Genomic DNA, 25,679 nt, shown 5'->3' with positions numbered 1-25,679 from the left:
CGTTATGCTCCTTTGCCCATCGGTGCGTCGAGCGCGCGGCGGATCGTCCGGAGCACGCCCGCTTCGGACTCGTCGAGATAGAAGTGGCCGCCGGGGAACTGACGCCACCGCGCCGTCGCGGTGGTGCGGTCCTGCCAGGCGGCCAGCTCTTCGGTCGGTGTCATCGGGTCGTCCACGCCCCCGAGGGCTGTGATGGGGACCGTCAGGGTGCCCGCACCGCGATAGCGGTAGTCGGCGCCGAGCATCAGGTCGGCGCGCAGCGTCGGCGCGAAATGCTCGGCCAGTTCGGGCGAATCCAGGATCGCCTCCGGCACCCCGCGGTAGACCCGGTCGACCAGCCGAAGCAGTTCCGTGTCGTCCTCGGGCAGGTCGAGGGTGAACTGCCTGCGCGGGTGCGCACGGGCCGACACGAACAGGTGCTGCGGCGGCAGGTCGGCGTCGGTGAGCCGCAGCGCGACATCGTAGGCGAGCAGCCCGCCGAGGCTGTGCCCGAACAAAGCGACGGGACGCGGAACGTGCGCCACGATCGCCTCGCAGATGTCGGCGACCAGCGGTTCCCATGTCCTGGCGTGCGGTTCGCGCCACCGCGGCCCGCGCCCGGGCAGGGTGACCCACCACAGCTCGATCTCGGGGGCGAGCTGATCGACCCAGCGCTGATACATCCGCGGATTCCCGCCGGAGTGGGCGAAGCACACCAACCGGATCGCCGGATTCGTTTGCGGCCGTGGGCAGGTCAGCACACCGCGATGCCCGGTCGGCAGCGGCGCCGCGGAAACGCCGACGACTCCGCCGTGCTGACGCCCGTTCACAGCGGCCCGCTTCCGACTTCGTCGCCCGTCACCGCCGCGGCGGATTCGGCCTCGACGATTACCTTGGCCAGGTCCCGCGCGCTGCCTTGTTCGAGGGTCTCGAGCAGCTGGGCCAGCGGCACGACGGTGCCGGACTCGGCTTCGATCTCGTTCTTCATCTCGACCACCACCAGCGATTCCAGCCCGTAGTCGCGGATCGGCGTCGCCTCGTCGATCTCGGTGATGGGTTTGCGCAGCGCACGCGCGATCCGTTCCCTGACGAATCCGGTGAGCGCGTCGAGCCGGGTCGGCCGGTCGACGTGGTGGGCGCGGGTCAGCGCCACCGGGCCGGATCCCCTGCGCTTGGCCGTCGCGGGGCGGACGGTGGCGTGCACGTGCTGCTCCTCGACGGCCCGCCGTTCCGGCAGCCAGTGCCTGCTGCGGTTCCAGGGGTAGTGCGGCAGCGGCGGCCGTCCGCTCGGCGTGCCGAGCACCGCGGACCAGTCCAGCTCGTGGCCACCGAGGTAGAGCTCGGCGACGCTGTGATCCAGGGACGCGGACCGGGACTGGCCCCGGCGCAGGCTCGCCGCCAGGATGACCGAACGGTCGAGTTCGCCTGCCGCCGAGGCGATGTCGCGGATCAGCACCGGGTGCGGACCGACTTCCAGCACGGTGGTCAGCGCGTGGTCGTCGGCCAGCGCCGCCTGGAGCGCGGGCGCGAACAGCACGGCGTCGGCGAGGTTGGCGGCCCAGTGCGCGCCGGTGAGATGGTCGGCGGTGACGCGCTTGCCGGTGACGGTCGAATACATCGGGATCGATCCCGGCGTGGCGCGCACCGCGTCGGCGTGCGCGGCGAATTCCGGTGCGCACGCGGCGAGCAGCGTGCTGTGGAAGCCGTACTCGACCGGCAGGTCCTTGACCGACGCGCCGCGAGCGCTCGCCTCCACCGCGATGCGGCGCACGCCGTCCGCCGGGCCGGTGATCACGGTCGAGCGCGGGCCGTTCACGGCGCCGATCGTGACCTCGGATTGTCCGGCCAGCAGCTCGGTCACCGCCGCGGCGGGCAGTGCGATGCTGCACATCGCGCCGCCGCGGGCATGCCGCTCGGTGAGCGCCGCTCGGCGCACCAGGATCTCGAAAGCCTGCTCTCTGCTGAGCATTCCGGCGACGGTCGCGGCCACGATCTCGCCCATGCTGTGGCCGACGACGGCGGCGGGCCGCACGCCCCAGGACTGCCACAGCGCCGCCAGCGCCAGCTCCACGGCGGCAATGCACACCTGCGCGACATCGGTGCGGTGCAGCTTGCTGTCGGGCTCGGCCGCCAGCAGCTCCTCCGACAGCGACCAGCCCGCGAGCCGCCGCACGAGCGCGTCGCAGGCGTCGAGCTCGGCCCTTGCCACGGGTTCGTCGGCGAGCAGGCGGCCCATCTCCGGCCACTGCGAACCCTGCCCGCTGAACACGAACAGCGTCCGGTGTCGCGCCGCCGCGCCGATGTGCCTGGCCGCCTTGGCGGTTCGCGCGCGGTCCACCAGCGCGTCGACCGTGTCGCCGGTGAGGCACAGCCGTACCGGAAGATGCGCGCGCCGGGTGGCCGCGGCCGCGCAGATCTCGGCCGCGGTCGCGTGGTCGGCGGCCGCGAGCAGATCGGCGTAGCGCCCGGCCAGTGCCCGCGCGGAGGCCGCGCTGCGGGCCGAAATGGGAAGCACCAGAGCGCCTTCCGCGTGCGGGTCGACTTCCTCGCGCGCCGCGGCGGCGAGCACGGCGTGCACGTTCGCGCCGCCGAAGCCGAACGAGCTGATCGCGGCCAGCTTCCGTCCGTTCCCGCCACCGAGCGGGGTGCGCTCCCTCGGTAGACGCAGTCGGGTTCCGGTGAGATCGAGCTCCGGATTGGGCCGCTCCAGGTGCAGGTTCGGCGGAACCTCGTCGTGTTCGAGAACCAGCATCGCCTTGACCAGACCCGCGATGCCCGCCGCGGCCTCCTGATGCCCGAAGTTGGTCTTGACCGCGCCGACGGGGCACGGCTGCTCGCCCGCGCCGTACACGGCGCGCAGCGCGTCGAACTCGATCGGGTCGCCGAGCGGGGTTCCGGTGCCGTGCGCCTCGATGTAGACCACCTCGGCGGGGTCGGCGGCGGCATCGCGCAGCGCACGGCGCAGCAGGTCGGTCTGGGCGCGCGGACTCGGCGCGGTGAGGCCGTTGGTGCGCCCGTCGTGGTTGGCGGCGGTGCCGCGGATGAACGCGCGCACCGGCCTGCCCTCCGCCTCGGCCAGCGACTCCCTGGTGAGCACCACCATGCCGCAGCCCTCGGCGCGCACGATGCCCTCCGCGCCCGCGTCGAAGGTGCGGCAGCGCCCGCCGGGCGCCAGCGGCAGCACCTTCTCGGTGACGGTGGTGGACAGCGGCGACAGGATCGTGTTGACGCCGCCGACCAACGCGATGTCGCAGTCTCCGTTGCGCAGCGCCCGCACCGCCAGGTGCACCGCCATCAGCGAAGAGGAGCACGCTGTGTCCACCGCCAGGCTGGGGCCGGACAGGTCGAGCAGGTAGGACAGCCGGTTGGCGACGATGCTGTGCGCGCCGCCCGGCGCGGTGTAGGCGTTGATGCCGGACGGGTCGGCGAACTGCATCATCAGGTAGTCGCTGCCGTACACCCCGAGGAAGACGCCGGTCGTCGCGGCGCGCAGCTCGGCGGGCGTCAGCCCGGCGTCCTCCATGGCCTCCCAAGCCACCTCGAGCACCAGCCGCTGCTGCGGATCCATCCGCTCGGCCTCGGCGGCCGAGATGCCGAAGAACTCCGCGTCGAAGCCGTCGACCTCGGCGAGCAGCCCGGCGTAGCGGCCGGTGCCCGCGGCGTGCCCGGTGCGGCGGCCGTCCTCGCTGTCGACCAGCGGCGTGATGGCGTCGCGTCCGTCTCGCAGCGCTGACCAGTAGCCGTCGAGATCCTCGATGCCCGAGGGCATTCGCACCGCCGCGCCGAGAATCGCCACCGGCTCGGTGCGGCGGTCGACTTCGGCTCGCAGGCTGCGGATCTCGTTGAGCGCCTTGCGTAGTAGCGCGCGGCGATCGTCGGTGGTTTCGGTCGTCATCGGGTGTCCCCTTCGGTGGAAAGATCCAGTTCCGCCGATAGGAGATCGGCGAGTTCGTCATCGGTGGCCTGGTCCAGGTCCGCATCGATTTCGGGCCGGGCGTGCCGCTGTGGCGGCGTATCGGACGCGGGCTCCCGCGGCGGGAGCATCCGCTGCGCCAGCTCCTCGACGAGCTGGTCGACGGTGGGGTGGGCGAAAATGAGGCTGGCCGGAATACGTTGGCCCAGCCCGGTTTCCAGTCGGTTGCGCAGATCGACCGCCATCAGCGAGTCGAAGCCGAGATCGCGGAAGGGCATGGTCGGGTCGACCGGCCGCGAGGTTCCGACGATCGTCGCGACCTGGCCGAGCACGAAGCCGCGCACCAGCTCCAGTCGTTCGGCGGGATCGTCGATCTCGTGCAGCGACAGCGCCTGCTCGGCCGGGCCGCCATGACTCTCGTCGTCGGGTAGCAGGTTCGCCAACAGCTCGCGCGCGGCCGGTGGCGTGCCGGGACCGGCCAGCGTCGGCAGGTCGAAGGCGGCCGCCGCGAGGACCGGGCCGGGATCGGCCAGTGCCGCCTCCAGCAGGTCCATCGCCGCTCCGGTTTCCAGCGCGGGCACGCCCATGGCGGCGAGGCGGCGTTCGCTGCCCACCGCGGCGGCCAAGCCGATCGCCGCCCAGGGACCCCAGGCGATACTGTGCGCGGGCCGCCCTTGCGCGGCGCGCGCTGCGGCTAGCGCGTCCAAGTAGGTGTTGGCCGCGGCGTAGGCGCCCTGGCCCGGCGAGCCGAAAAGCCCGGCGAGCGAGGAGAACAGCACGAAATGCGCGAGCGGCTGGTCGAGGGTGAGGTTGTGCAGGTGCCAGGCGCCGCGCGCCTTGCCGGCCAGCGCGCGGGCCAGCCTGGCCTCGTCGAGATCCGCGACGACCGCGTCCTCGAGCACACCGGCGAGGTGGAAGACACCGCCGATCCGTCCGGCTTCGGCCAGCACCGCGGCGAGCGCGGCGCTGTCGGCCACGTCGACTGCCGCCACGGTGACTCGGACGTCGCGCGCTCGCAGGTCGGCGATCGCCTGTTCGGCAACGGCGTCCGGCGCGGAACGACCGAGCAGCAGCAGGTTTCGCGCGCCACGTGCCGTCAGCCAGTCGGCGACGCGCAAGCCGAGCGCGCCGAGGCCGCCGGTGACGACCTGGCACAGGTCCGGATCGATGGACACCGAGGTGTGGGCCCGCGGCACCGGAACCAGCCGGGGAGCCAGAACCGCTCGGTCGATCGAAACCTGCTGCGGTGCTTGCGGATCCCGCAGGACCGTCACCAGCCGATCGATGTCGGCGCCGCTGGGAGCCGCGGGCAGATCGAGGACGCCGCAGGCCGTTTCGGGATGCTCGGTGGCTATCACCCGGCTCACGCCCCACAGGCTCGCCGTGGACAACCGCGACGGACGCACCGCGCGCTGGGTGTCCGGGGTGAGCAGCCACAGTCGCGGCGTCTCGCGCCAGGTGCGGCCGATCAGGAATGTGGCCAGCTCCACCGAGTCCGCCGTGTAGGCGGCCGACTCGACCGGGTCTTCGCCCGCGCTCGAATAGGCCCGCGCGTCGATGACGCCGCGCAATCCCTCGATGGTTTCGGCCAATTCGGCCGCCGCGGTCTCGTAGTCGGCCGCCTCGTGCGCCGCGGTGCGCACGACTCGGTCGCCGCGCGCGGTGAGGCGTTCGGCCAGCGCGTCCAGCGCCGGATGCGCACCGCCGACGATCAGCCAGCCGCCGCGCGGCGCTCGCCCGCCCTGGGATTCCCACGGCTGCCAGGCGAGCCGGTACAGCCTGCCGCGCTCGGCGGTGGCGGCTTCGGCGGTGGTGACGCGGAAGTCCATGGCCGAGCACAGGACTCGGCCGTCGGCGCCGAGCACGACGAGGTCGGCGATCAGATCCCGTTCCCCGTACTCCACGATGCGGGCATGGCACCAGACGTCGGTGACGGGCGCGGCCGGGGTGGCGAACTGCACCCGGGTGGCCCCCGCAGGCAGGGCGAGCGCGTCGGTCAGCCGCGGTCCGGCCGCTGCCGCGACGGTGTGCAGGCAGGCGTCGAGCAGCGCGGGATGCAACCCCGCGCCCGCCGTGAGTTGGATTGGCAGCGTGAGCTTTCCGACGGCTTCGTCGCCGCCGCGGGAGAGCTGGGTCAGCGCGCGGAAGGCCGGTCCGTAGTGCAGCCCGTTCCCCGCGAGGCGCTCGTAGAACTCCTCGATCGGCAGTGGCTGGGCGCACCGGGCCAGCAGTTCCCCGATCTCCGGTGCGGGTCGATCGGTGAGCGGGGCCTGCGCTTGGTCGAGCCAGCCGCGCGCGTGCGTGACCGCGGCGCCGTGCGAATCGGAGACGATCACGAATTCCGAACGCCCGCCCGCCGATTCGACGACCAGCTGGAGTGACGAGGCCGTACCGGGCAGCAGAACGTGCGGCGCTTCGAAGGTGACGTTGGTCAGCACCACGGTCGGCGTGCCGCCACCGGCCAGATCGCGCGCGGCCTGCGCCGCCGCGCCGAGCCAGTACGCGCCAGGGATCACCGGCACCTCGTCCACCACATGATCGGCGAGTTCGGGAGCGGCGTCCGGCCGTAGCGGCCACACGCCGAGCTCAGGGCGGGTGGCGATCCGCACACGCGGGCCGAGCCAGCCGCCGACCGGCGCGACTACGGCCGCGGCGCTCTCGGCGCGAATCAGCGGGAACCGCTGGGTGTTCCAGCCCTGCGAGGGAATCGGCACCGGCGTGCCAGGGCGGTAGAGCCGCGTCCAGTCCAGGTCCGCGCCGCGGGAGTAGAGCACGCCGAGCGCGTGCAGGAAGGCGAAGACCTCGTCCTCGTCGCGCCGGGCCGAGGACACCGCGACCATGTCCGCGCCGGGCGCGTTCGCGGTCGCGATCTCCGTGAGCGAGCGGGCCAGCACCGGATGCGGCGCGATCTCGACGAAGGTGTCGTGATCGGCGGCGAGCAAGGCGGTGATCGCCGTGTCGAACAGCACCGGTTCGCGCAGGTTGCGCGCCCAGTAGTCGGGGTCGACGAGCGTGTCGGTCAGCGGGCCGCCGGTGACCGTCGAGTACAGCGGCACGCTGGGCTCGCGCACCGCGATGTCGCGCACGGCCTCGCGCAGCCGGGGCCGCAGCGGCTCGACGGCGGGGCTGTGCGCGGCGAAGTCGACCGCGATGCGCCGGGCGAAGACCCCGTCGGCCTCCAGCCGCGCCACGATCTCGTCCAGCGCTCGCGGCTCACCGGAGATGACGGTCGCGCGGGGACCGTTCACCGCCGCCACCGACACTCGATCGCGGTACTCGGTGAGCGCCGACTCCACCTGCGCCGCATCGAGTTCCAGCAGTGCGAGGCCGCCGCGACCGGAGATCTCGGTGAGCAGCGCACTGCGCACGCAGACGATGCGCGCGGCATCGGCCAGCGACAGCGCGCCGCTGACGTGCGCCGCCGCGATCTCGCCCATGCTGTGCCCGCACACGGCGGCGGGTTCGATGCCGAAGGACCGCCAGGTCTCGGCGAGCGCGACCTGCATGGCGAACAGCGCGGGCGGCACGTGCGCGGTGCCATGCGCGACGATGCCGCGCTCGGCCGACCACAGCGACACCCCGAGCAGGCGCTCCAGCTCGGCGGCGCAGCGCCGCATCGCCTCGGCGAACGCGGGCACCGACGCGGCCAGCGCGCGGCCCATGCCGTCCCACTGCGAGCCCTGGCCGGGGAAGACCAGCGCAGTCCGCCGGGCGCGACGGCTCGGCGCCTGCGGTTCGCAGACCCCGCGGACCAGTTCGCCGTCGGCCAGCGCGGTCAGGCCGTCGATCAGTTCCTCGATGTCGCGGGCCACCACCGCGGCGCGGTGACCGTCGTGGTCGCCGCGCAGCGCTGCGGTGGCGGCCGCCCTGGCGAGCCAGGTCGAATCGTCACGGTTCTGCTCGGCGGTGCGTGCCCAGCCGCGCGCCCGCCGCCGCAGCCCCGCCGCGGAGCGCGCGGTCACCGGGAACAGCACGAAATCCGTTGCGCCGGAGTGCTCGTCCGGTTCGGTCGCCGGTGCGGTGGACAGCACCACGTGCGCGTTTGTCCCGCCGAAGCCGAACGAGCTCGTCCCGGCGATCGCGGCGCCGTCGGCGTCGACGGGCAGCGCCTCGACCACCGCCTGCACCGCCACCGGAACCCTGTCCAGCTCCAGCAGCGGGTTGGGCCGCCGGTAGTGGATGGTCGGCGGCAGCTCCCGATGATGCAGGGAGAGCGCGGTTTTGATGATTCCGGCGACACCGGCCGCGGCCTCCAGGTGGCCGAGGTTCGATTTCGCCGAGCCGACGCGCAACGGCTTCTCGGGATCGCGGCCTTGGCCGAGCACCGCGGCGAGCGCACCCACCTCGATCGGGTCGCCGACCGCGGTGCCGGTGCCGTGCGCCTCGACGTAGGCGACCCGGGCCGGGTCCACGCCCGCGGCGCGGTAGGCCGCGCGCAGCACCCGCTCCTGCGCGGGACGGCTCGGGGCGATGAGCCCGTTCGTCCGGCCGTCCTGATTGACCGCGCCGCCGCGGATCACGGCGTAGACGCGGTCGCCGTCGCGGCGGGCCCGCGCGAGCGTCTTCAGCACCACCACGCCCGCCCCCTCACTGCGGACGTAGCCGTTGGCGCGCTCGTCGAACGGCTTGCAGCGCCCGTCCGGCGCCATCAACCGGCCTTTGCTGAAGCTCAGCGCCACCCGCGGCGCCGCTATGACGTTCACGCCGCCGGCCAGCGCCACCTCCGATTCGCCCGCGCGCAGCGACTGGCAGGCCAGATGCACCGCGACCAGCGAGGACGAGCAGGCGGTGTCCACCACCATGCTCGCGCCCGCCAGGTTCAGGCAGTAGGACAGCCGGTTGGCGACGATGCTCAGCGCCGAGCCGGTGCCGTCCTGCGCCGACACCTCGGTGCCTGGCGCCAGCACGGCCACACCGTGGTCATAGGACGACGCGCCGAGGAAGACTCCGGTCGAGGTGCCCGCCAGCCTGCTCGGGCCGACGCCCGCGTCCTCGATCGCGTGCCAGGCGACCTCGAGCAGCAACCGCTGCTGCGGGTCCATCCGGATGGCCTCCTTGGCCGCGATGCCGAAGAACTCCGCGTCGAAATGCTCGACGTCGTCGAGGAATCCGCCCCACTTGGTGGTCATCCGGCCCGGCGCGTCCGGGTCGGGGTCGTACAGCGCCGCCGCGTCCCAGCGGTCCGCGGGGACCTCCGTGACGGCGTCCACGCCCGCGCGCAGCAGATCCCAGTACTCCCGTGGGCCGTCGGCGCCGGGAAATCGGCAGCCGATCCCGACGATGGCGATGGCGTCGTCGGGATCGGTGGCGATCGCCGCCTGTTCCGCCGTCTCGGCGACGCCGCCGAGCGCGGCGGCCAGCGCGGCGGCCGCGGCGGCCACGCTGGGATGGTCGTAGGCGAAGGTCGGCGACAAACTCGTCTCTGCCCAGCGCTGGAGATCGTCGGACAGCTCCACCGCTTGCATGGAGGACAGGCCGAGCGCCGCGAACGGCACGTCGACCGGGAGACCGGCCGGATCTACGCCGAGCAGCTCGGCGATCCTGGCGACCAGCCAGGCTTCGATGTCCGCCGCTGATCTCATGGCCGCACCGCCTCGGTCGCGGCGGGGGTGATCTCGTCGAGCGTGCCCGCCTCGAACGCCGCACGGGTCGCGCGCCGCTGCAACTTGCCGCTGGAGGTCTTGGGTACCGTGCCCGCCCGCACCAGGACGACCCGCGCGGGGGTGATCGAGTGGTCGACGCTGACCGCCGCGCGCAATGTCGCGGTGAGCGCGGCGATGTCGGGATCGGTGTCCGCCTTGACCTCGGCGACCACGATGAGCTCCTCACCGCGTTCCCGGTCGACCGCGAACGCGGCGGTGCAGCCGCGCCGGATCCGAGGATCGGCGTTCTCGACGGTGTGCTCGATGTCCTGCGGGTAGTAGTTGCGCCCGCCGATGATGACCAAGTCCTTGCGCCTGCCGACCACGTACAGCTCGCCGTCGACCAGCGCGCCGAGGTCGCCGCTGCGCAGGTACGGACCCGACTGCGGCGCAACGGTTTCCGCGCGGAACGTCTCCTGGGTGGCGTCCTCGTTGCCCCAGTAGGCCAGCGCCGCGTCCGGCCCGCCGATCCAGATCTCGCCGACCTGCCCGTCGGGCAGCGGCATCCTGGTGTCCGGGTCGACGATCAGCAGCTCGCGGTGCAAGGTCACGCGGCCGGAACCGACCAGCGTCTGATCCGGGCCAGGCGTGAGGCGGCCCTCGGCCAGTTCGTCGCGGCTCACCGTCAGCGTGACCGCGCCCGCGCCGCGGTGCGAACCGGTGGTCATGAGGGTGGACTCGGCCAGCCCGTAGCAGGGGTAGTAGGTGTTGGAATCGAAACCGTGCCCGGCGAATTCGGCGGCGAACTTGGCGAGGGTCTCCGCGCGGATGGGCTCGGCGCCGTTGAACGCGACCTCGAGCGAGCTGAGGTCGATACCCGCCCGATCGGCGGCGGGGATGCGGCGGCAGCACAGCTCGTAGGCGAAATTGGGACCGCCGGTGATGGTGGCCTGGTAGCGGGTCACCGCGCGCAGCCAGCGGACCGGTCGCTGCACGAAGGTCAGCGGCGGCATCAGCACCGTGCGGCTGCCCGCGTAGACGGCGGGCACCACGATGCCCATCAGGCCCATGTCGTGGAACAGCGGGAGCCAGCCGACGATGCGCGATTCGGCGCTGTAACCCATTGTCCGGCAGAGCAATTCCTGGTTGTGCATGAGCGCGTCATGGGTGACGACCACACCCTTCGGCGCGGAGGTCGACCCGGAGGTGTACTGGAGGAACGACACATCCGCGCCGGTCACCGGCACCGGTTCGAAGTCCGCGGCGCCGTCCGTGTCGGCCACGATGCCGATCCAGCGCAGGCGGTCCAGTTCCGGGGCGGCCTCGACCAGCAAGCCTCGGGTCTGCTCCGGCGCGGCGCACAACACCGCGGCGGCGTCGCAGTCCGCGGCGATGGTGCGCAGGGTCTCCACCCGGCGCGGCGAAGTCACCGGGAACGGCGGGTACACCGGCACCGCGACCACGCCGGCGAACTGGCAGGCGAGGAACGCGAGCACGAAGTCCGCGGAATCCGGCGCTACGATCAGTGCCCGGTCGCCGGGCGCGGCCTCTCGAGAAATGCGCGCGGCAAGTGCGCGGGTCAGTTGCTCCAGTTCCGCGAAAGTCCAGGAATGCGATTCTTTTTCACCGTCCGGCAAAAAGGTGTACGCGATTCTGTCGGCAGCGTCGGCGGCGCGCTGCGAAATTGCCTCGGCGAGCGTTCGAGCCCGGAGTTCGGTTTCCATCGCAATCCCTCCTCGATCAGCCGGCAGCCATCACGACGGTGCCGACAGAACAGGGACATTACGGGCGGAGGCGGCGAAATGGACAGGCTCAGAACGTGGTCCGAAGGGCGACACGCGGGGAATCGGAAGACATATCACTTTCGGACGGAAAACTCTCGGAAGGAATAGTCCGGAGGGATTGTCACCTTTGTGTAATGGCGATCGGCGCAGTCTCGCAGATACGTTCCCGCTGCACCGAAGAATTGCCGAACACAGAGCGGAGTAGAACTGTGACGAGCAGCACAGCGCGGGAGCGCATCGCCATTTGGTCGGATTTCGGGGGAGTGCTCACGCCGCCGGTAGCCGAGACATTCGCGGCATTCTGCGCGAAGACGGGATTGGCGCCGGATCCCTTGCGCCGCGCGATCGCGGAAGTCACCGCGACATTCGGCACCGAGGACATGATGCTGCCTTTGGACACGCCGCTGATCGGCGAGGACGAATGGCTGGATCTGGTGCGCGCGGCGCTGCGCAGGCAGGGCGTGCACACCGCGGTGCCCAGCCTCGCCGAGACCTGGTTCGACGGCCGAAAAGCCAACGCGCAGTGGGACGACGCGCTGCGGCGCTACCGAAGCGCCGGACATTTCGTCGGCATGCTGTCGAATATGCCGCCCGCGTGGGAAGCGCACTGGCGGCGGATGGTCGTCGCGGAGGAGTTGTTCGAGGAGATCGTCAACTCGGCGCAGGTCGGCTGCCGCAAACCCGATCCGGAGATCTTCGAGCTGGCGGCCGCGCGCGCAGGCGTCGAACCGAACCGCTGCGTCCTGATCGACGACCTGCCGCAGAACTGCGCGGGCGCCAGGGCGGCCGGTTGGCGCGCGGTGCTGTTCCGTGACGCCGCGACCGCGACCGCCGAGGTGGACGCCGAGCTGCGTCAGCTCGTCGCCGAGGGCGTCGCGATATAGGCCGAGGCCGCGTCCTCGTGCGCCAGCCGGCGCAGAGCGCTGAACATCGCGTCGCCGAGCGCCGTCCAGACGACGAGCGCCTCGGCCATGCTCTCCGCGTTCGGCTGGCGCAGCAGCGTGTCGATCTCCTTGGCCGCGATCCGTTCGGCCAGCTCGGCGTAGTCGTCGAGCAGGTCCCAGTGCTGCTGTCCCAGCCTGCCGAGGGTGGCGAGCACCGCGGCGAGGGTGCCGCGCGCCGGGTTCGTCTCGCGGACCTGCCAGCCGCGGCGGGCGAGCAGATCGCGGACCTGATCGGCGGCGGCCAGCTGCGCGTCGTCCGGCTCCGCGGCGGGCGGCTTGCTCATCGCGAACTGCGCCTTGCCCGCGGATTCCAGCACGGTCATCCCCGGCGTCCGCATCTTCTCCAGGACTTCCCTGGTCGCCGCCACCGACAGCCCGCCGACCTCGATCAAGGCCCGAACCAGCTTGAGCCGCCGCACATGTGAGTCGTCGTACTGCATCTGGTTGGGGCTGGTCCGTTCACCGGGAAACAGCAGCCCCTCGCGCATGTAGTACTTGATGGTGGGTGCGGGCACGCCCGAGACCTTGCTCAATTCGGCGATGCGCATATCCGCCTCCCGTCCGTGGCTACTACTGGTCGCCCAAGTGTAGGTCAGACGGATAGCGACCAGTTCCGGTTGCTGTTCGACTGCTCCGGCCGTCAGGACGCACTTTCGTGTTCGCGACGGCCGTGCGCGAGCTTCGGAAAGATCGACTCCGACGGCATCGTCACGCGGAATCCTGCTGGCCGATGTGCGCCCGATACCGGTTCACCGCGTCGATGCGGGAGACCGCGCCGAGCTTGTCGAAAATACTACGCAGATGCCGTTTCACGGTGCCCTCGGTGATGGACAGCGCATTGGCGATCTGCCGATTCGTCATGGCCTCGGACACCAGGCGCAGCACCTGTTCCTCGCGCGCCGAGAGCCTGCCCCGATTGGCCCCGGCGCCGGTGAGAAAATCCCGCGGCACGCTGACGGTGATCTGGTCCTCCACCGAGGCGATCCCCCGGATCGCGCTGACCAGCTCGCTGCGCGAGATCTTCTTGTGCAGGAAGCAGCGCACGCCCGCGTCGAGCATGTCGTACAGCAGGGTCTCGGTGCCCGTCGAGCTGAGCACCACGACGGCCGCGGACGGACAGGCACGGGTCAGCGAGCGCACCATTCGCACGGTGGCGCTGCCGATCTCGTCGTTGTCCAACACGATGACGTCCGGATGCGCGGCGGCGGCGAGATATCCGGCCTCGTTCCAGGACACGTCGCCGACTACCGTGAAATCAGCTTCGGAATTGAGGAAATCGCACAACATCTCGCGCGTCAGGAAGTTGTCTGTGACAATCTGAATGTGGACGACGCGCTGCGGCAGACCGTTTGTCGGTATCACCGAGACGAGGCGCGGAGCGGAGCATTCCGAAACGGCGTCCGTTATCGCGCTTTCCACGTCTGCCGTGCGTTTCATTCGGGCGGTTCCGCTCATTTCCACCATCCACCTCGGGGTTGCTGAGTCGGACCCGGCGGTCGTCCCAGACGACTTCCGGCGCGTAACCGACCCGTCGGCCGATGCCACGACAGCACGCGGCATCAACCCGCTGGATTTCGTTCACCGATGAACCAGAAAACCGGCCCCGCCCGGATCGGTATCGAAACGACTACCGACACTTGGCTTTTGGAACCTGAGACCGGTTATAGGAAGTGACCCTATCCGTAAACGGTGCACTCCACAAGCCGGTTGTTCCGCAGCGCACAATTAGGCTTCGAGTGTTCCCGATCCGTTAACACTTACCGCAAGGATCGGAAACGTGGTTGTGAGAAGCCGGTACGGCAATTGGTGGTCAAGACACGAAAAACAGGGGCACGCAAGGGGATTCGCGGAAAGTCGAGCGTGCTCAGCGACCACCGCGTCCCTCGCCCGCGAGCCTGCCGCGGCGGATGAGATCGCGTTTGGTGCCGGGGGCGATCGGCGGCAGCGCCGCGTCGGCGTCGGCCTCCGGCTCGTCGGGGTTCGGTCGCACGAACAGGGTGACGGTCGCGGCGGGACGGAAACCGCTGCGGGTCATCAGCGTCGCCGAGGCGGTGTTGTTGTTCTCCACGTCGGTGACGATGCGCCGCGCGCCGCGGGTGAACAGCGCCGTCGAGCACGCGTCGACCAGCCTGCGCGCGATGCCGTGCCCTTGCATGTCGGGCGCGACCGCAATCCACTCCAGATAACCCCAGTCGTCGCGCAGCTCGAATTCCATTGAGCCGAGCACGAATCCGACGACTCGATCGGAATCCAGCGCGACCCAGCACGCGTTGTCGGGGCTGTCCAGGTGCTCGGCCACGCTGGTCAGCGACCAGGAGGTGTAGGGCTTGGTGCCGGTGTCGAAGACCTGATGGCCGAGATCGAGCACCTGGCGCAGATGGCCGAGGCCCATGGGGACGATCACGGTGGCGGTGTCCATGGCGCACAGTTTGCCAGGAGCTAGCCGCTCTGCCGCTCAATGGAGGCTCAGCGCCGCCATTCCCGCAGTTCCAGGTCGACGATCACCGGATGCATCAAGGTGGAGACGGGCGCGCCGGTGTCGCGGCGGTCGGGCGCGAACACCGCCGCGGCCGCGAGCGTCGCCTCGTCGAGCGAGCGCAGCGGCGCGGGCGGGTCGAGGCGCAGGCGCGGTTCGGCCTCTCTGGTCGCCAGCACGAAGCCCCAGTCGCCGAAGCTGGGCACGTCGACGTGGTACGGCAGCGTCCGCAGGCCCGCCGCGCGAATCGTGTTCGCGATGCACCAGTACGAGCGCGGTGCGAAGAACGGCGAACCGGACTGGACCGCTAGCGTGCCGCCGGGGGCGAGCACATGGGCGGCCATCGCGTAGAACTCCTTGGAGTACAACTTGGCGATCGAGGTCTGGTCGGGGTCGGGTAAGTCGACGAGCACCGCGTCGTACGCGCCGGGCGAGCCGCGCAGCCAGGAGAACGCGTCCTCGTTGACGACCCGCACCCGCGGATCATCGAAGGCGTTGTGGTTCAACGTGTTCAGCCGGGCATCGGTGCGGGCCAGCCGGATCATCTCCGGATCCAGCTCCACCAGGGTGATCGTCTCGACATCGGGGTAGCGCAGGATCTCGCGCAGCGCCAGACCGTCGCCGCCGCCGAGCACGAGCACGTCGCGGCGCGGACCGGCGAGGGCCGGATGCACGAGCGCCTCGTGGTACCGGTACTCGTCCACCGAGGAGAACTGCAGATCGCCGTTCAGGAACAGCCGGGTGTCCGGGGTGCCGAACGGTGAGATCGACTCGGTGAGGACGATGTTCTGGTACTTGGTCCGCTCGTGCAGCACGATCGGATGGGCGAACAGCGCCTGCTGCGCGGTCGCCTCGAACCGGTCGGCGTAGAGGTAGGTGCCGAACAGCGTCGCCGCGACGAGCGCGGTCAGCGCGCCGAAGCCCCACCGCGCCCGCGGCCGGAGTTCGGTGCGGAACAACAGGAACACCAGCGCCAGCCCCGCCGCCGCGTTGACCACGCCGACGATCAGGCTGCCGCGGATCTGGCCGAACACGGGCAGCAGCAGGAACGGGAAGGCCAGCCCGCCGAGCAGCGCGCCCACGTAGTCCGCGGCGAACAGGTCGGCCACCGCGCTGCCCGGCTCCTGTTTGCGAATCCGCTGCAAAAGCTCCATCAGCAACGGGATTTCGGCGCCCACCAGAATGCCGAGGACGCTCGCGATCGCGATCAGCGCCGTGGTGTAGATGTTCAGCCAGGCATAGGCGGCGTAGAGCATCAGCACCGAAAGCCCGCCCAGCAGCGCGAGGATCAGCTCCACCGCGACGAACGCCGCCGCCGCGTGCCGCCGCAGCGGTTTCGCGGCCAGCGCGCCGATGCCCATGGCGAAAACCATGACGCTCAACGTGATCGAGGCCTGCGCCGCGGTGTCGCCGAGCAGATAGCTGCCCAGCGTCACCAGCGACAGTTCGTAGACCAGGCCGCAGGCCGCGCAGACGAACGCGGTGACCAGCAGCGCGATTCGGGCCGGGCGGCGCCGCAGGCGCGGCGGTAGCGGTGCGGTCTCGGTGTCCGCCCCCATACTCAGGACAGGCCCGCGGCCACCACGAAGGACACCGCGAGGTGCAGCGCCGCGGTCACCCAGACGGCCGGGTGAATCGCGCCGTCCGCGACCACATCTCGGAACTGGCCGGGCGTGAGCAGGTCCAGCAGCAGGAACGACAGCGCCATCGCGCCGAGACCGATCACGCCGTACACCGCGCTGGCCAGCAGCGCCTCACCGATCGCGCCCTGGGAGGTCCAGATCGCCATCGCCACGATGATCCCGACGCCGAGCAGGTTCGACGCCACGAGCAGCGACGCGTTCCGGTTCCGCTCGACCCAGATCTGCTCGCGCAGGTTGCCGGGCGTGATGACGTCCACCAGCACGAAACCGAGCGCCATCAACGCGATACCGACGCCGGTGTAGGCGAGCGCCGCGCCCGCGTCGGCCGCGAGGTCTGCCAGCATGTGTTTCTCCTTCTATTTGCCGCTCTGGCCGCGGTATTCGCTGCCCGGCGGCTGGCTCGGCCAGCCGAAACTCGACACCGTCGACTGGTGGCGCCGGTATCCGTTGCCGTACTGGTCGACGAGGATCATCGAGCCCGTCCCGTGCGGGGCGACGGTGATGATGTCGTTGCGATACTGCAGATAGGTGCGATCGCCGACGCGGCGGTTGTCCAGCGGCTGCGAGGCCGCGACGATAGCGCTGCCGACGGCGGCGGGCGCGAGGGCGGCGGTGTAGGCGCGGCCGTCGTTCGCCTGGTCCAGCGAGGTGGCCCGGGAATACTTGGCGGCGACGAAATCGCGCGCGCTCTCGATGTCGTCGCCGCAGCCGACGACCGAGAGCAGCAGCGCGGCCACCGCGACGAAACCGATGACCGTCCTGCCGAGGTGGTGCATGCGTCCCCCCGTAGAGCGCCGGGCCGTACCCGGTAGGTGATACGTCGAGTCCTCTATGTCGAAAACTCGTCGCGCACTGTATCACCGACGCGGCCACCCGCGTCCAGTCCTCGACGCGACAGTGCGCTACGCGCCCTTGCGGGCGGGGGTCTTCTTCGCGGCTTTCTTGGCGGGCTTCTCCGCGGTCTTCTTGGTCGCCTTGGCGGTCTTCTTCGCTGGCGCGGCCTTCTTGGCGGCCTTCTTCTGCGCGCCGCCACCGGAACTCGCCGCGCGCCTTCCGCTGGCCTCGAGGCTGCGTTGCAGCGCGGCGACCAGATCGACCACCTCGGCGTCCATCTCGGCGGGCGCGGCCTCGGGCTTGGTGGTCACCCGGTCGCTGCCGCTGGCGATCGCCTCGTCCAGGATCTTCTGCAGTTCGATCTGGTACTCGTCGGTGAACTGGCTCGGATCGAAATCGTCGGACATGGACTCGACGAGCGTCTCGGCCATCTTGATCTCCTGCGGCCGCGGCTCCGAGGCGTCCTGCAAGGACTCGAACTCGACCGCGCGCACCTCGTCGGGCCACAGCAGCGTCTGCAGCACGAGCATGCCCTCGCGCACCCGCAGCGCGGCGAGCCGGGTCTTCTGGCGCAGCGTGAAGTGGACCAGCGCGGTCCGGTCGATGCGCTCGAGCGTGGTGGCCAGCAGCACGTAGGCCTTCGGCGTCGTGGAGTCCGGCTCGAGGTAGTAGCTCTTGTCGAACAGGATCGGGTCGATCTGCTCGGACGGCACGAACTGCAACACCGGGATCTCGTGCTTCTCCGCGGCGGGCAGCCGGGCGAAATCCTCGTCGGAGAGGATCACCCGCTCGCCCTCGGGCGACTCGTACGCCTTGGCGATGTCGACGTACTCCACGGGTTTGTTGTCGACGGTGCAGACGCGCTGGTATTTGATCCGGCCGCCGTCCTTGGCGTGCACCTGGTGGAATTTGATGTCGTGGTCCTCGGTGGCGGTGTACACCTTGACCGGGACGTTTACCAGCCCGAATGCAATCGAGCCCTTCCAGATAGCTCGTGCCATCACTCCATGATGGCCGAACCATCCCGCCCGCGCGAGCGAACCGGAATCCCCGAGGTCGCGGCGGCGATTCGGATGCGCGATCCGGTGGGAAGCGCCGCGAACAGCGCGCGCATGGCCGCGACGGTGCCGGCGAGATCGGTGCGGCCGGACAGGTAGGCGCGTTGCAGCGGCGCGGGCAAGTCGAAGAAGGCGTCGAAGAACGCGGGGAGGTCAGCGGGCGGCAGCGCGAGCAGCGCGCGCAGCCCGGCCGCGCGCAGGGCCCGCACCGCTCGGGCCGAGGGCGGCCACAGGTCGGCGCCCGTCGCCGCCGCGTCCGCCGCGGCGAGTGCGGACGCCACGCTGTATCCCGTTGCGGGATGGGTGAATCCGCCCGCCGCGCCGAATGCGCGCTGGCCCGGTCGGCCGCCCTGCACCGGGAAGCGCACTCGCTCGACGGGCTCGTCGCCGTGGAGCGCGATGCCGCGGGCGCGCAACCGGTGCCGAAGGCGGGTGCGCAGTTCGCCGGTGTCCAGCGCGGGCCGCCCGGCCAGACAGGTCTCCTCGAGCAGCATCGCGCCGCCGCCCAGCGGAACCGCGTACAGGAACGAGCGCGGCGCGGCCGGATGCGCGCCGTTGTCGGCGCGCCAGTCCATGAACAGCGGCTCGATGCCCGCGGCGACCGTGTCGCCGACGAGCACGCCGTAGGCGGTTTGTTCGGCGCGGGCGGGGGAGCGGGCGATCCCGCGCGCGTCGATCACCCGCTCGGCGGGCAGCGTCCGGCCCGAGGCCAGCGTCACGCCGTGCCGTTCGAGCCGCACGGCGCGCTCGGCGACGATCTCCGCGCCCGCCAGGTCCAGCGAGTTCTGCAACCGCCCCGTGTCGAGCACGACGTAGGCACGATCGAGTTCGTGGCGGCGCGCGCCCCACGCGGTGGGGCGGGCGACCGTCGCGGCCGTGACCGCCGGATCGAGCCACCCGGGCAGTTCGTCCGCCCAGGCGGCGTAGGTCGCGGTCCACGGCCGTGCGGGCGCGGGATCGACCACGGTGACCGCCATGCCGCGAGCCAGGCAGCGGTGGGCGAGCGCCCGCCCGGCGGGGCCGAGACCGCAGACGACGATGTCGGTCACGACGGCCGCCATCGCTCAGGCTCGATCGGCCGCCGCCCTGCCGGGTGCGGCCGCTGTCGCCCGACGATGACCGGCTGCCGTCGCCCGCCGTCGATCAGATGCCGCCGGTGGAGAGCAGGCCGCCGTCGACGCGCACGGTCTCGCCGGTGATCCACGCGGCCTCGTCCGAGACCAGGAACGCGATCAGCCGCGCGACGTCCTCGGGCACGCCGAGCCGCTTCATCGGATACGCGGCGGCGGCTCGCTCCTCGTCGGCGGAGTAGAGCGCGTCGGCGAACTTGGTCTTGACCACGCCCGGGGCCACCGCGTTCACCCGGATCTTCGGGCCGAGCTGCCAGGCCAGCTCGTCGGTGAGGTGGATGAGCGCGGCCTTGGAGGCGCCGTAGGCGGCGATCACACCGCTGGACCGGATGCCAGCGACGCTGGCGACGTTCACGATCGCGCCGCCGTTGTCGCGCATCCAGGCCTTGTACGCCTCCTGGATGTAGCCGAGCGCGGCGACCACGTTGACGTCGAAGATCTTGCGCACCGCGTCCAGGTCCGCGTCCATCAGCGCGCCGTAGATCGGGTTGATGCCGGTGTTGTTGATCAGGATGTCGAGCGAGCCGAACTCCGAGACCGCGCGCTCGACCGCGGCGGCGCGGCTCTCCGCCTCGCCGGAATTGCCCGCCAGCGCGACGACCTGGCCCTGGTGGCCGAGGGCACGCAGCTCGGCGGCCGCCTCCTCCAGCGGTTCCGGTTTCCGCGCGGTGATCACCACGTTCGCGCCGCGGCGCAGCAGCTCGGCCGCCACGGCCTTGCCGATGCCCCGGCTGGCCCCGCTGACCAGCGCGCTTTTGCCCAACAGATCGGTACTCATGCCATCGCACGCTACCGAAGCCGGTCGAACGGCAGTTATCGCGGTCACACCGGCTTCCTCGGCTGCGGGGCCCGTCACGGGCACAGGTAAAATCGGTGGTTCTTGTGCATCGAGGGGCGCACAATCGAGCAGCGACTGCCCGGCCCCGCCATGCCACGACCACCACCATCCGTGAGGAGCCCATCTGTGATCACCGCGACCGACCTCGAGGTTCGGGCCGGAGTCCGGACCCTGCTGTCGGCGCCCGGTCCCGCGCTGCGGGTACAGGCCGGTGACCGCATCGGACTGGTCGGGCGCAACGGCGCGGGCAAGACGACGACGCTGCGCATCCTCGCCGGCGAGGGCGAGCCGTACGCCGGAAAGATCCTGCGCTCCACCGAGATCGGCTATCTGCCGCAGGATCCCAAGGAAGGCAACCTGGACGTGCTCGCGCGCGACCGGGTACTCTCCGCGCGCGGTCTGGACACGCTGATCCGCGACATGGAGAAGCAGCAGGCGCTGATGGCCGAGGTGGCCGATGAGAAGGAGCGCGAGAAGGCGGTCCGCAAGTACGGCAGGCTCGAGGAGCGCTTCTCGGCGCTGGGCGGCTATGTCGCCGAGAGCGAAGCCGCGCGGATCTGCCACAGCCTGGGGCTGCCCGACCGGGTGCTCGGCCAGCCGCTGCGCACCCTCTCCGGCGGTCAGCGCCGCCGAATCGAGCTGGCGCGCATCCTGTTCTCCGCCTCCGACGGCAGCGGCGGGCGCTCGGATCGCATCCTGCTGCTCGACGAGCCGACCAACCACCTCGACGCCGACTCCATCACCTGGCTGCGCGGGTTCTTGCAGAACCACGACGGCGGTCTGATCGTGATCAGCCACGACGTCGAACTGCTCGACGCGGTGGTCAACAAGGTGTGGTTCCTCGACGCCGTGCGCGGCGAGGCCGACGTCTACAACATGGGCTGGAAGAAGTACCTCGACGCCCGCGCCACCGACGAACAGCGCCGCCGCCGCGAGCGCGCCAACGCCGAGAAGAAGGCGTCCGCGCTCAAGGCGCAGGCCGCCAAGCTCGGCGCCAAGGCGACGAAAGCCGTTGCGGCACAGAACATGGTCAAGCGCGCCGAGCGACTGCTCAACGAGCTGGACGACGTGCGCGTCGCCGACAAGGTGGCCAGGATCAAGTTCCCCGAGCCCGCCGCCTGCGGCAAGACGCCGCTGATGGCCGAGAACCTGACCAAGATGTACGGCTCGCTGGAGATCTTCACCGGTGTGGACCTGGCGATCGACCGCGGCAGCCGGGTCGTGGTGCTCGGCCTCAACGGCGCGGGCAAGACCACGCTGCTGCGCCTGCTCGCCGGGGTGGAGCAGCCGTCGGCGGGCGGGCTGGTGCCGGGGCACGGTCTGAAGATCGGCTACTTCGCCCAGGAGCACGACACCCTCGACGACGACGCCACCGTGTGGGAGAACATCCGGCACGCGGCGCCGGACGCGGGCGAACAAGACCTGCGCGGCCTGCTCGGCGCGTTCATGTTCACCGGTCCGCAGCTCGACCAGCCCGCGGGCACCCTCTCCGGCGGTGAGAAGACCCGCTTGGCGCTGGCCGGTCTGGTGTCCTCGGCGGCCAATGTGCTGCTGCTCGACGAGCCGACCAACAACCTGGACCCGGTGTCTCGCGAACAGGTGCTCGACGCGCTGCGCACCTACGCCGGGGCCGTCGTCCTGGTGACCCACGATCCGGGCGCCGCGGAGGCTTTGTCGCCGGAGCGGGTCATTCTCCTCCCCGATGGCACCGAGGACCACTGGTCCGCGGAATATTTGGAACTGATTCAGCTCGCGTGAGTTTCATCACACGAACCCGTTGATCAAGGCCTGTTCAGTGCTTAGCCTGGAATGACGCGCTGCTCGGCGACTCGGAGGAAGCCATGAGCGACAGGGCCACACAAAGCAAGGCCACATTGGGTAAGGGCACACGCGTCACGGGGAAATCGCGTGACCGTCTGCAATCGCAGCTGAAGAAGCAATACGAGGCGGGCGCCAGCATCCGTTCGCTGGCGCGCTCGACGGGACGCTCCTACGGTTTCATCCACAACGTGCTGGTGGAGTCGCATGTGCAGCTCCGCAGCCGGGGTGGTGCGAACCGGCGTAAGAGCCCCGGCAAGTAACGCCGACGCTCGCTCGAATCCGGCGGCTGCGCACAGTCTTTCGCAGCCACCGCGGGAAATTCTTCGCGTCGGCGTCGTCCCTTCGCCGGGACGGTGCCGACGAGAGGAGGAGCGGGAGACCCGTACCGGCGGTCAGTAGCCGGGAACCATGCCGTCGCTGTGCACGAGCAGGTTGGACAGGCTCTGGAAGATCGGCATGCCGGTCTTGATCTCCAGGTAGGCGAACTGCCCCTGGGGGTTGACCTCCAGGAAGTAGTACTCGCCGTCCAAGCCGAGGCGCAGGTCGAGGACCCCGAAGCTGAGCCCGAGCGCGCCCATGAGCGTGGCCAGGGATTTGCTGACCGAGGCGGGCAGCTGGTCGCGGGTGAACTCGACGGAGGTGTCCAGCCGGGAGTCGACCCGGCCGACGCCCGCCTGGGAGTCGATGCGCACCGTCCAGGCGATGCCGTCCACCCACACCACCCGCAGGTCGCATTCGGCCTGGATGTAGTCCTGGAAGGTGGTCGGCGCCGACCGGATGCCCGCCAGCTTGCCGAAATCGGCGGCGGTGATGATCCTGGTCTCGGCGAATTCCGCGCGTCCCGTGCCGGTGCGCTTGTAAACCACTGCGCCGGGCCGTGATTCGACGAAGCTGCGCGCCTCGTCCGGATCGTTGGTGATCAGCGTCTCCGGGATCGCGAACCCGGCGCGCTGTGCCGTCTCCAATTGGACGATCTTGCGCGCCGCGGTGCGGTCGGCGCCGGGATCGTTGATCCAGAACGCCGGGATCGACCACAGCAGGCCCTGGATGAAGCCGTCGCACTCGGCCTGGCGGTAGGCGTCGTCGGAGGCGCGCACGCCGCCGGGCACCTGGCACGGGTGCGGTCGCCGCCACCACACCGAACGGACGGTGTCGAGCCCGATGACGTGCGAGAGCGAGCGCGTGGTGCCGAGGCGGTCCAGCCGGAAACTGCCCGACTCACGCGGGAAATCGCGCAGGTCGAGGTGTATCGGACTGAGCCCGTGGTGTTCTCGCAATGTCGCCGCCATCGCCGTGGCGTGCAGATCATCGGATTCGGACACGATCAGGACCGAGCCTGGGAGCCGGCTCACCATCGGCGGGTCCGCTCAGTCGAGGCTGTCGCAGTTGATGCCGTCGTCACTCGTCGCGAACGATTTCGTCTGACAATAGGTATAGGTCGCACCGGTGCCCGCCGGATAGTCCACGAGCCGAAGTCGATCGGCCCAGGTGGCCGTGAGTTGTTGCAGCAGTTCGTCTCCCAGCGCTTCCGAGGGTGCGGCGGCGATGGTCATCGGCCGGTCGACGAGGTCGATGCGCAGCCGCTGGGTGAAGTCGGCGGTGGCGCCGGGGCGGATGTCCACCAGAACCGGTCGGCCGTCGCCCGCTTGGTCGTCGGTGACGTTGTCGAGCATGCGGAGCACATCGTCACGGCGGAAGGTCCACGTGCCCTCGGCGACACGGACGGTGATCTCGCGTTCCGACTCGGCCACCAAGAGGCCCTGCAGTGCGGGTACGCGGTCTTCCGTCGACGTGACACCGGGTCGGTGGATTGCGTCGGCCATGGTCTGCTCTCCGATCTGCTCGCGATTTGCCAGGACCCCCGAGCGTGAACTGGATCATAACGCGGAAGGGGTCGGCCCCGGCCCGGATCGAAAGATTTCACGGCCGTTGGCAAACCGGATCCGGACACGGAAGGCGCTAGCGCCGAAAGATTTTCGGCAGTCCGAAAATAGCCCTACCGCAACCTTCTAGCTATTTCCGATTGGGGGTAGCGGACGGGTATTGCCCAAGATTGGCGGCCATGTCGACCGCCGCGCCACGCTACAGGTCGAGCAGATCGGGTCGTTCGGCGAGGGCTCGGAAACGCTCGCCCGGATCGGCGACCAGCTTGCGCTCGGCCAGATCGAGCAGGCCGCCGACGACAGCGACCTCGGCCGACACCGTACCGTCGAGCTTGCGGATCTGCTGGCGCATTCGGAAGATCTTGCCTTCGGTCCAAGCGAATTCGCAGCTGATCGTCACCTCGTCGCCGCCGCGCAGTTCACGGAAGTACTTGATGTTCGTCTCCAGGACCACCGGCCCGACACCGGCCTCGATGAGCTTGTCCTGGGCGACCCCGGCGGCGCGCAGCAGTTCCCAGCGGGCGTGCTCGGCGTACTGGAGGTACACCGCCTGATTCAGGTGGCCCTGGGTGTCGAGCTCGTAACCGCGGACGACGACGGGGACGGAAAAGGTCATATCGAAGCGAACCCGTCGCCGTCCGTTGTTGTTCCCGTTCCGCGCTGACGTCTGCGCCACACTCCGGTGCGCGAACGCATCACCGCCGGTTGGCGGTTCGCTCGGCCCACCACCGCGGAGCGTCCACGAAGTGGTTGTCGAATTCCTCTTGGGTGGCGGCGAGATCGGCGAGCGTCGCCTCGCCTCTGCCGAGGCGGTCGAGCAGGCGGAAGTACTCGAAACGTTGGACGCCGGGCATGAGCGCGATCAGCAGCCGGGCGGTGCTACCCGGCGCCGCGCCGAACGCGTGCGGCATGAACTTGGGCACCACCAGCGCGCCGCCCGCGCCCACGGTGACGATCTCCTCCCCGGCCAGCACCTGCAGTTCGCCCTCGGCCACATAGAACAGCTCGTCGGACTTGGTGTGGTAGTGCGGCGCGGCGCCGTCGGCGCCCTCGGCCAGGGTGACCTCCAGGCTGCTGACCGACCCGCCGGTCTCGTTCGCGTCGATCAGCAGGCGCATCCGGACGGTGTCGGTCCGCAAGGTCTCCGCGTCGTGCGGCTGACGGAGGGCGGGTTCGTGGCGGGGAAGGGCGGCGGTCAAGACGACTCCTGTAGTTCGGCGATTGATAATTCGGTACCGAACTATATCCCGGCGAATAGAATCCTGTCCATGACCGAAGCGAAACCCGATCCGGTGGACGCCATCGCCGAACAGTGGCGGCGCGAGCGGCCCGATCTCGACCTGGAGGCGATGGCGATCGTCGGGCGGCTCTGGCGGCTCATGGTCGTGGCGCAGCAGGCGATCGAAGCGGTCTTCACCGCACACGGATTGCAGCGCGGCGAGTTCGATGTGCTTGCGGCGCTGCGCCGTTCGGGCGAACCGTTCCAGCTGAACCCGTCCGTGCTCGCCGACACGCTGATGCTCTCCCGCGCGGGCATGACCGGCCGCCTGGACCGGCTGGAATCGGCGGGACTGGTGCGCCGCATCGCCGACGCGGCCGATCGGCGCGCTGTTCGGGTGGCGCTCACCGACGCGGGCCGGGAACTGGTCGACACCGTGGTGACGGCGCACACCCGCAACGAGACCCGCATCCTCTCGGTGCTCTCGGCGCAGGACCGCAAGGATCTCGACCGCATCGCGCGGAGTCTGCTCGCCAGTCTCGAAGGCGACGACTGACATTCGCGGCGCGTCGGGG

21 protein-coding genes are annotated in these 25,679 nt (G+C 70.4%); 4 read left to right on the top strand and 17 right to left on the bottom strand.

Annotated elements, in window-relative coordinates:
* Positions 1-2 precede the first annotated feature (2 nt).
* The 4 genes from T333_RS23650 to T333_RS23635 are packed head-to-tail and all read right to left on the bottom strand — an operon-like array spanning position 3 to position 11,198.
* Complete coding sequence (locus tag T333_RS23650; protein WP_496425864.1) at positions 3-809, bottom strand: thioesterase II family protein; 807 nt, start codon at positions 807-809, stop codon at positions 3-5.
* Positions 806-3,874 (bottom strand): type I polyketide synthase, encoded by a 3,069-nt coding sequence (locus tag T333_RS23645; RefSeq protein WP_496425863.1) that lies wholly within the window; start codon positions 3,872-3,874, stop codon positions 806-808. Before T333_RS23645 ends, T333_RS23650 begins: the two co-directional genes overlap by 4 nt.
* The gene (locus T333_RS23640; protein WP_496425862.1) at positions 3,871-9,474 is read right to left on the bottom strand and encodes a type I polyketide synthase; all 5,604 of its coding nucleotides are present in this window, start codon (positions 9,472-9,474) and stop codon (positions 3,871-3,873) included. The genes T333_RS23645 and T333_RS23640 overlap by 4 nt, the downstream gene beginning before the upstream one ends.
* Entirely contained in the window at positions 9,471-11,198 is a 1,728-nt protein-coding gene (locus T333_RS23635; RefSeq protein ID WP_496425861.1) for a fatty acyl-AMP ligase, read from the bottom strand. The genes T333_RS23640 and T333_RS23635 overlap by 4 nt, the downstream gene beginning before the upstream one ends.
* A gap of 269 nt (positions 11,199-11,467) precedes the next feature.
* Here T333_RS23635 and T333_RS23630 point away from each other — a divergent pair, with 269 nt between their 5' ends.
* Positions 11,468-12,142, top strand: coding sequence for an HAD-IA family hydrolase (locus tag T333_RS23630; protein WP_355002365.1), 675 nt, complete (start codon positions 11,468-11,470; stop codon positions 12,140-12,142).
* On the opposite strand, the gene T333_RS23625 is transcribed toward T333_RS23630, so the two are convergent.
* The 9 genes from T333_RS23625 to T333_RS23585 all read right to left on the bottom strand — a co-directional run bounded on the left by T333_RS23625 (position 12,112) and on the right by T333_RS23585 (position 20,121).
* Entirely contained in the window at positions 12,112-12,750 is a 639-nt protein-coding gene (locus T333_RS23625; RefSeq protein ID WP_355002366.1) for a MerR family transcriptional regulator, read from the bottom strand. The two genes, T333_RS23630 and T333_RS23625, sit on opposite strands and share 31 nt — an antisense overlap.
* A 160-nt stretch (positions 12,751-12,910) precedes the next feature.
* A complete protein-coding gene (locus T333_RS23620; RefSeq protein ID WP_355002367.1) occupies positions 12,911-13,639 on the bottom strand; it encodes a response regulator transcription factor in 729 nt (242 codons plus the stop codon).
* A 427-nt stretch (positions 13,640-14,066) separates the two neighbouring features.
* Entirely contained in the window at positions 14,067-14,621 is a 555-nt protein-coding gene (locus tag T333_RS23615) for a GNAT family N-acetyltransferase (protein ID WP_355002368.1), read from the bottom strand.
* Between the two features lie 47 nt (positions 14,622-14,668).
* Positions 14,669-16,237: a polyamine aminopropyltransferase gene (locus tag T333_RS23610; protein ID WP_357248660.1), complete on the bottom strand. Its 1,569-nt coding sequence runs from the start codon at positions 16,235-16,237 to the stop codon at positions 14,669-14,671.
* Positions 16,238-16,239: 2 nt separating this feature from the next.
* Positions 16,240-16,665, bottom strand: a complete 426-nt coding sequence (locus T333_RS23605; protein ID WP_067780720.1) for a DUF350 domain-containing protein — start codon at positions 16,663-16,665, stop codon at positions 16,240-16,242.
* Between the two features lie 12 nt (positions 16,666-16,677).
* Positions 16,678-17,097, bottom strand: coding sequence for a DUF4247 domain-containing protein (locus T333_RS23600; protein WP_097244348.1), 420 nt, complete (start codon positions 17,095-17,097; stop codon positions 16,678-16,680).
* 126 nt (positions 17,098-17,223) lie between these two features.
* Positions 17,224-18,156: a non-homologous end joining protein Ku gene (gene ku, locus T333_RS23595; protein WP_357248663.1), complete on the bottom strand. Its 933-nt coding sequence runs from the start codon at positions 18,154-18,156 to the stop codon at positions 17,224-17,226.
* Positions 18,156-19,274, bottom strand: a complete 1,119-nt coding sequence (locus T333_RS23590; protein ID WP_496425860.1) for a lycopene cyclase family protein — start codon at positions 19,272-19,274, stop codon at positions 18,156-18,158. Before T333_RS23590 ends, ku begins: the two co-directional genes overlap by 1 nt.
* 82 nt (positions 19,275-19,356) lie before the next feature.
* Positions 19,357-20,121 carry an SDR family oxidoreductase gene (locus tag T333_RS23585; RefSeq protein WP_355002372.1) on the bottom strand — a complete coding sequence of 255 codons (765 nt, stop codon included), beginning with the start codon at positions 20,119-20,121 and terminating at the stop codon, positions 19,357-19,359.
* A 186-nt stretch (positions 20,122-20,307) separates the two neighbouring features.
* Here T333_RS23585 and T333_RS23580 point away from each other — a divergent pair, with 186 nt between their 5' ends.
* Positions 20,308-21,939 carry an ABC-F family ATP-binding cassette domain-containing protein gene (locus tag T333_RS23580; RefSeq protein WP_355002373.1) on the top strand — a complete coding sequence of 544 codons (1,632 nt, stop codon included), beginning with the start codon at positions 20,308-20,310 and terminating at the stop codon, positions 21,937-21,939.
* An 83-nt stretch (positions 21,940-22,022) separates the two neighbouring features.
* Positions 22,023-22,262, top strand: coding sequence for a helix-turn-helix domain-containing protein (locus T333_RS23575; RefSeq protein WP_067780848.1), 240 nt, complete (start codon positions 22,023-22,025; stop codon positions 22,260-22,262).
* Positions 22,263-22,394: 132 nt separating this feature from the next.
* Here the strand turns inward: T333_RS23575 and T333_RS23570 are convergent, their stop codons facing one another.
* From T333_RS23570 to T333_RS23555, 4 genes are all read right to left on the bottom strand, one after another.
* On the bottom strand, positions 22,395-23,324 hold the full coding sequence (locus T333_RS23570) for an MvdC/MvdD family ATP grasp protein (protein WP_355002374.1): 930 nt from the start codon (positions 23,322-23,324) through the stop codon (positions 22,395-22,397).
* Positions 23,325-23,369: 45 nt separating this feature from the next.
* On the bottom strand, positions 23,370-23,825 hold the full coding sequence (locus T333_RS23565) for a hypothetical protein (RefSeq protein ID WP_355002375.1): 456 nt from the start codon (positions 23,823-23,825) through the stop codon (positions 23,370-23,372).
* Between the two features lie 259 nt (positions 23,826-24,084).
* A complete protein-coding gene (locus T333_RS23560) occupies positions 24,085-24,501 on the bottom strand; it encodes an acyl-CoA thioesterase (protein ID WP_496425859.1) in 417 nt (138 codons plus the stop codon).
* Between the two features lie 79 nt (positions 24,502-24,580).
* Entirely contained in the window at positions 24,581-25,003 is a 423-nt protein-coding gene (locus tag T333_RS23555; RefSeq protein WP_355002658.1) for a cupin domain-containing protein, read from the bottom strand.
* 150 nt (positions 25,004-25,153) lie between these two features.
* Here T333_RS23555 and T333_RS23550 point away from each other — a divergent pair, with 150 nt between their 5' ends.
* Positions 25,154-25,660 carry a MarR family winged helix-turn-helix transcriptional regulator gene (locus T333_RS23550; RefSeq protein ID WP_496425858.1) on the top strand — a complete coding sequence of 169 codons (507 nt, stop codon included), beginning with the start codon at positions 25,154-25,156 and terminating at the stop codon, positions 25,658-25,660.
* Positions 25,661-25,679: the final 19 nt, after the last annotated feature.

The organism is Nocardia sp. CNS-044, assembly GCF_059570515.1.
Note: the sequence above shows the minus strand (reverse complement) of the source record. Positions and strands in the feature narration are given on the sequence as shown.

Coding starts and splice junctions, on each gene's coding strand:
- T333_RS23550 (WP_496425858.1), top strand. CDS start 25,154: ATGACCGAAGCGAAACCCGATCCGGTGGACGCCATCGCCGAACAGTGG.
- T333_RS23555 (WP_355002658.1), bottom strand. CDS start 25,003: ATGCGCCTGCTGATCGACGCGAACGAGACCGGCGGGTCGGTCAGCAGC.
- T333_RS23575 (WP_067780848.1), top strand. CDS start 22,023: ATGAGCGACAGGGCCACACAAAGCAAGGCCACATTGGGTAAGGGCACA.
- T333_RS23610 (WP_357248660.1), bottom strand. CDS start 16,237: ATGGGGGCGGACACCGAGACCGCACCGCTACCGCCGCGCCTGCGGCGC.
- T333_RS23625 (WP_355002366.1), bottom strand. CDS start 12,750: ATGCGCATCGCCGAATTGAGCAAGGTCTCGGGCGTGCCCGCACCCACC.
- T333_RS23565 (WP_355002375.1), bottom strand. CDS start 23,825: ATGGCCGACGCAATCCACCGACCCGGTGTCACGTCGACGGAAGACCGC.
- T333_RS23605 (WP_067780720.1), bottom strand. CDS start 16,665: ATGCTGGCAGACCTCGCGGCCGACGCGGGCGCGGCGCTCGCCTACACC.
- T333_RS23640 (WP_496425862.1), bottom strand. CDS start 9,474: ATGAGATCAGCGGCGGACATCGAAGCCTGGCTGGTCGCCAGGATCGCC.
- T333_RS23590 (WP_496425860.1), bottom strand. CDS start 19,274: ATGGCGGCCGTCGTGACCGACATCGTCGTCTGCGGTCTCGGCCCCGCC.
- T333_RS23635 (WP_496425861.1), bottom strand. CDS start 11,198: ATGGAAACCGAACTCCGGGCTCGAACGCTCGCCGAGGCAATTTCGCAG.
- T333_RS23585 (WP_355002372.1), bottom strand. CDS start 20,121: ATGAGTACCGATCTGTTGGGCAAAAGCGCGCTGGTCAGCGGGGCCAGC.
- T333_RS23600 (WP_097244348.1), bottom strand. CDS start 17,097: ATGCACCACCTCGGCAGGACGGTCATCGGTTTCGTCGCGGTGGCCGCG.
- ku (WP_357248663.1), bottom strand. CDS start 18,156: ATGGCACGAGCTATCTGGAAGGGCTCGATTGCATTCGGGCTGGTAAAC.
- T333_RS23560 (WP_496425859.1), bottom strand. CDS start 24,501: ATGACCTTTTCCGTCCCCGTCGTCGTCCGCGGTTACGAGCTCGACACC.
- T333_RS23615 (WP_355002368.1), bottom strand. CDS start 14,621: ATGGACACCGCCACCGTGATCGTCCCCATGGGCCTCGGCCATCTGCGC.
- T333_RS23645 (WP_496425863.1), bottom strand. CDS start 3,874: ATGACGACCGAAACCACCGACGATCGCCGCGCGCTACTACGCAAGGCG.
- T333_RS23620 (WP_355002367.1), bottom strand. CDS start 13,639: ATGAAACGCACGGCAGACGTGGAAAGCGCGATAACGGACGCCGTTTCG.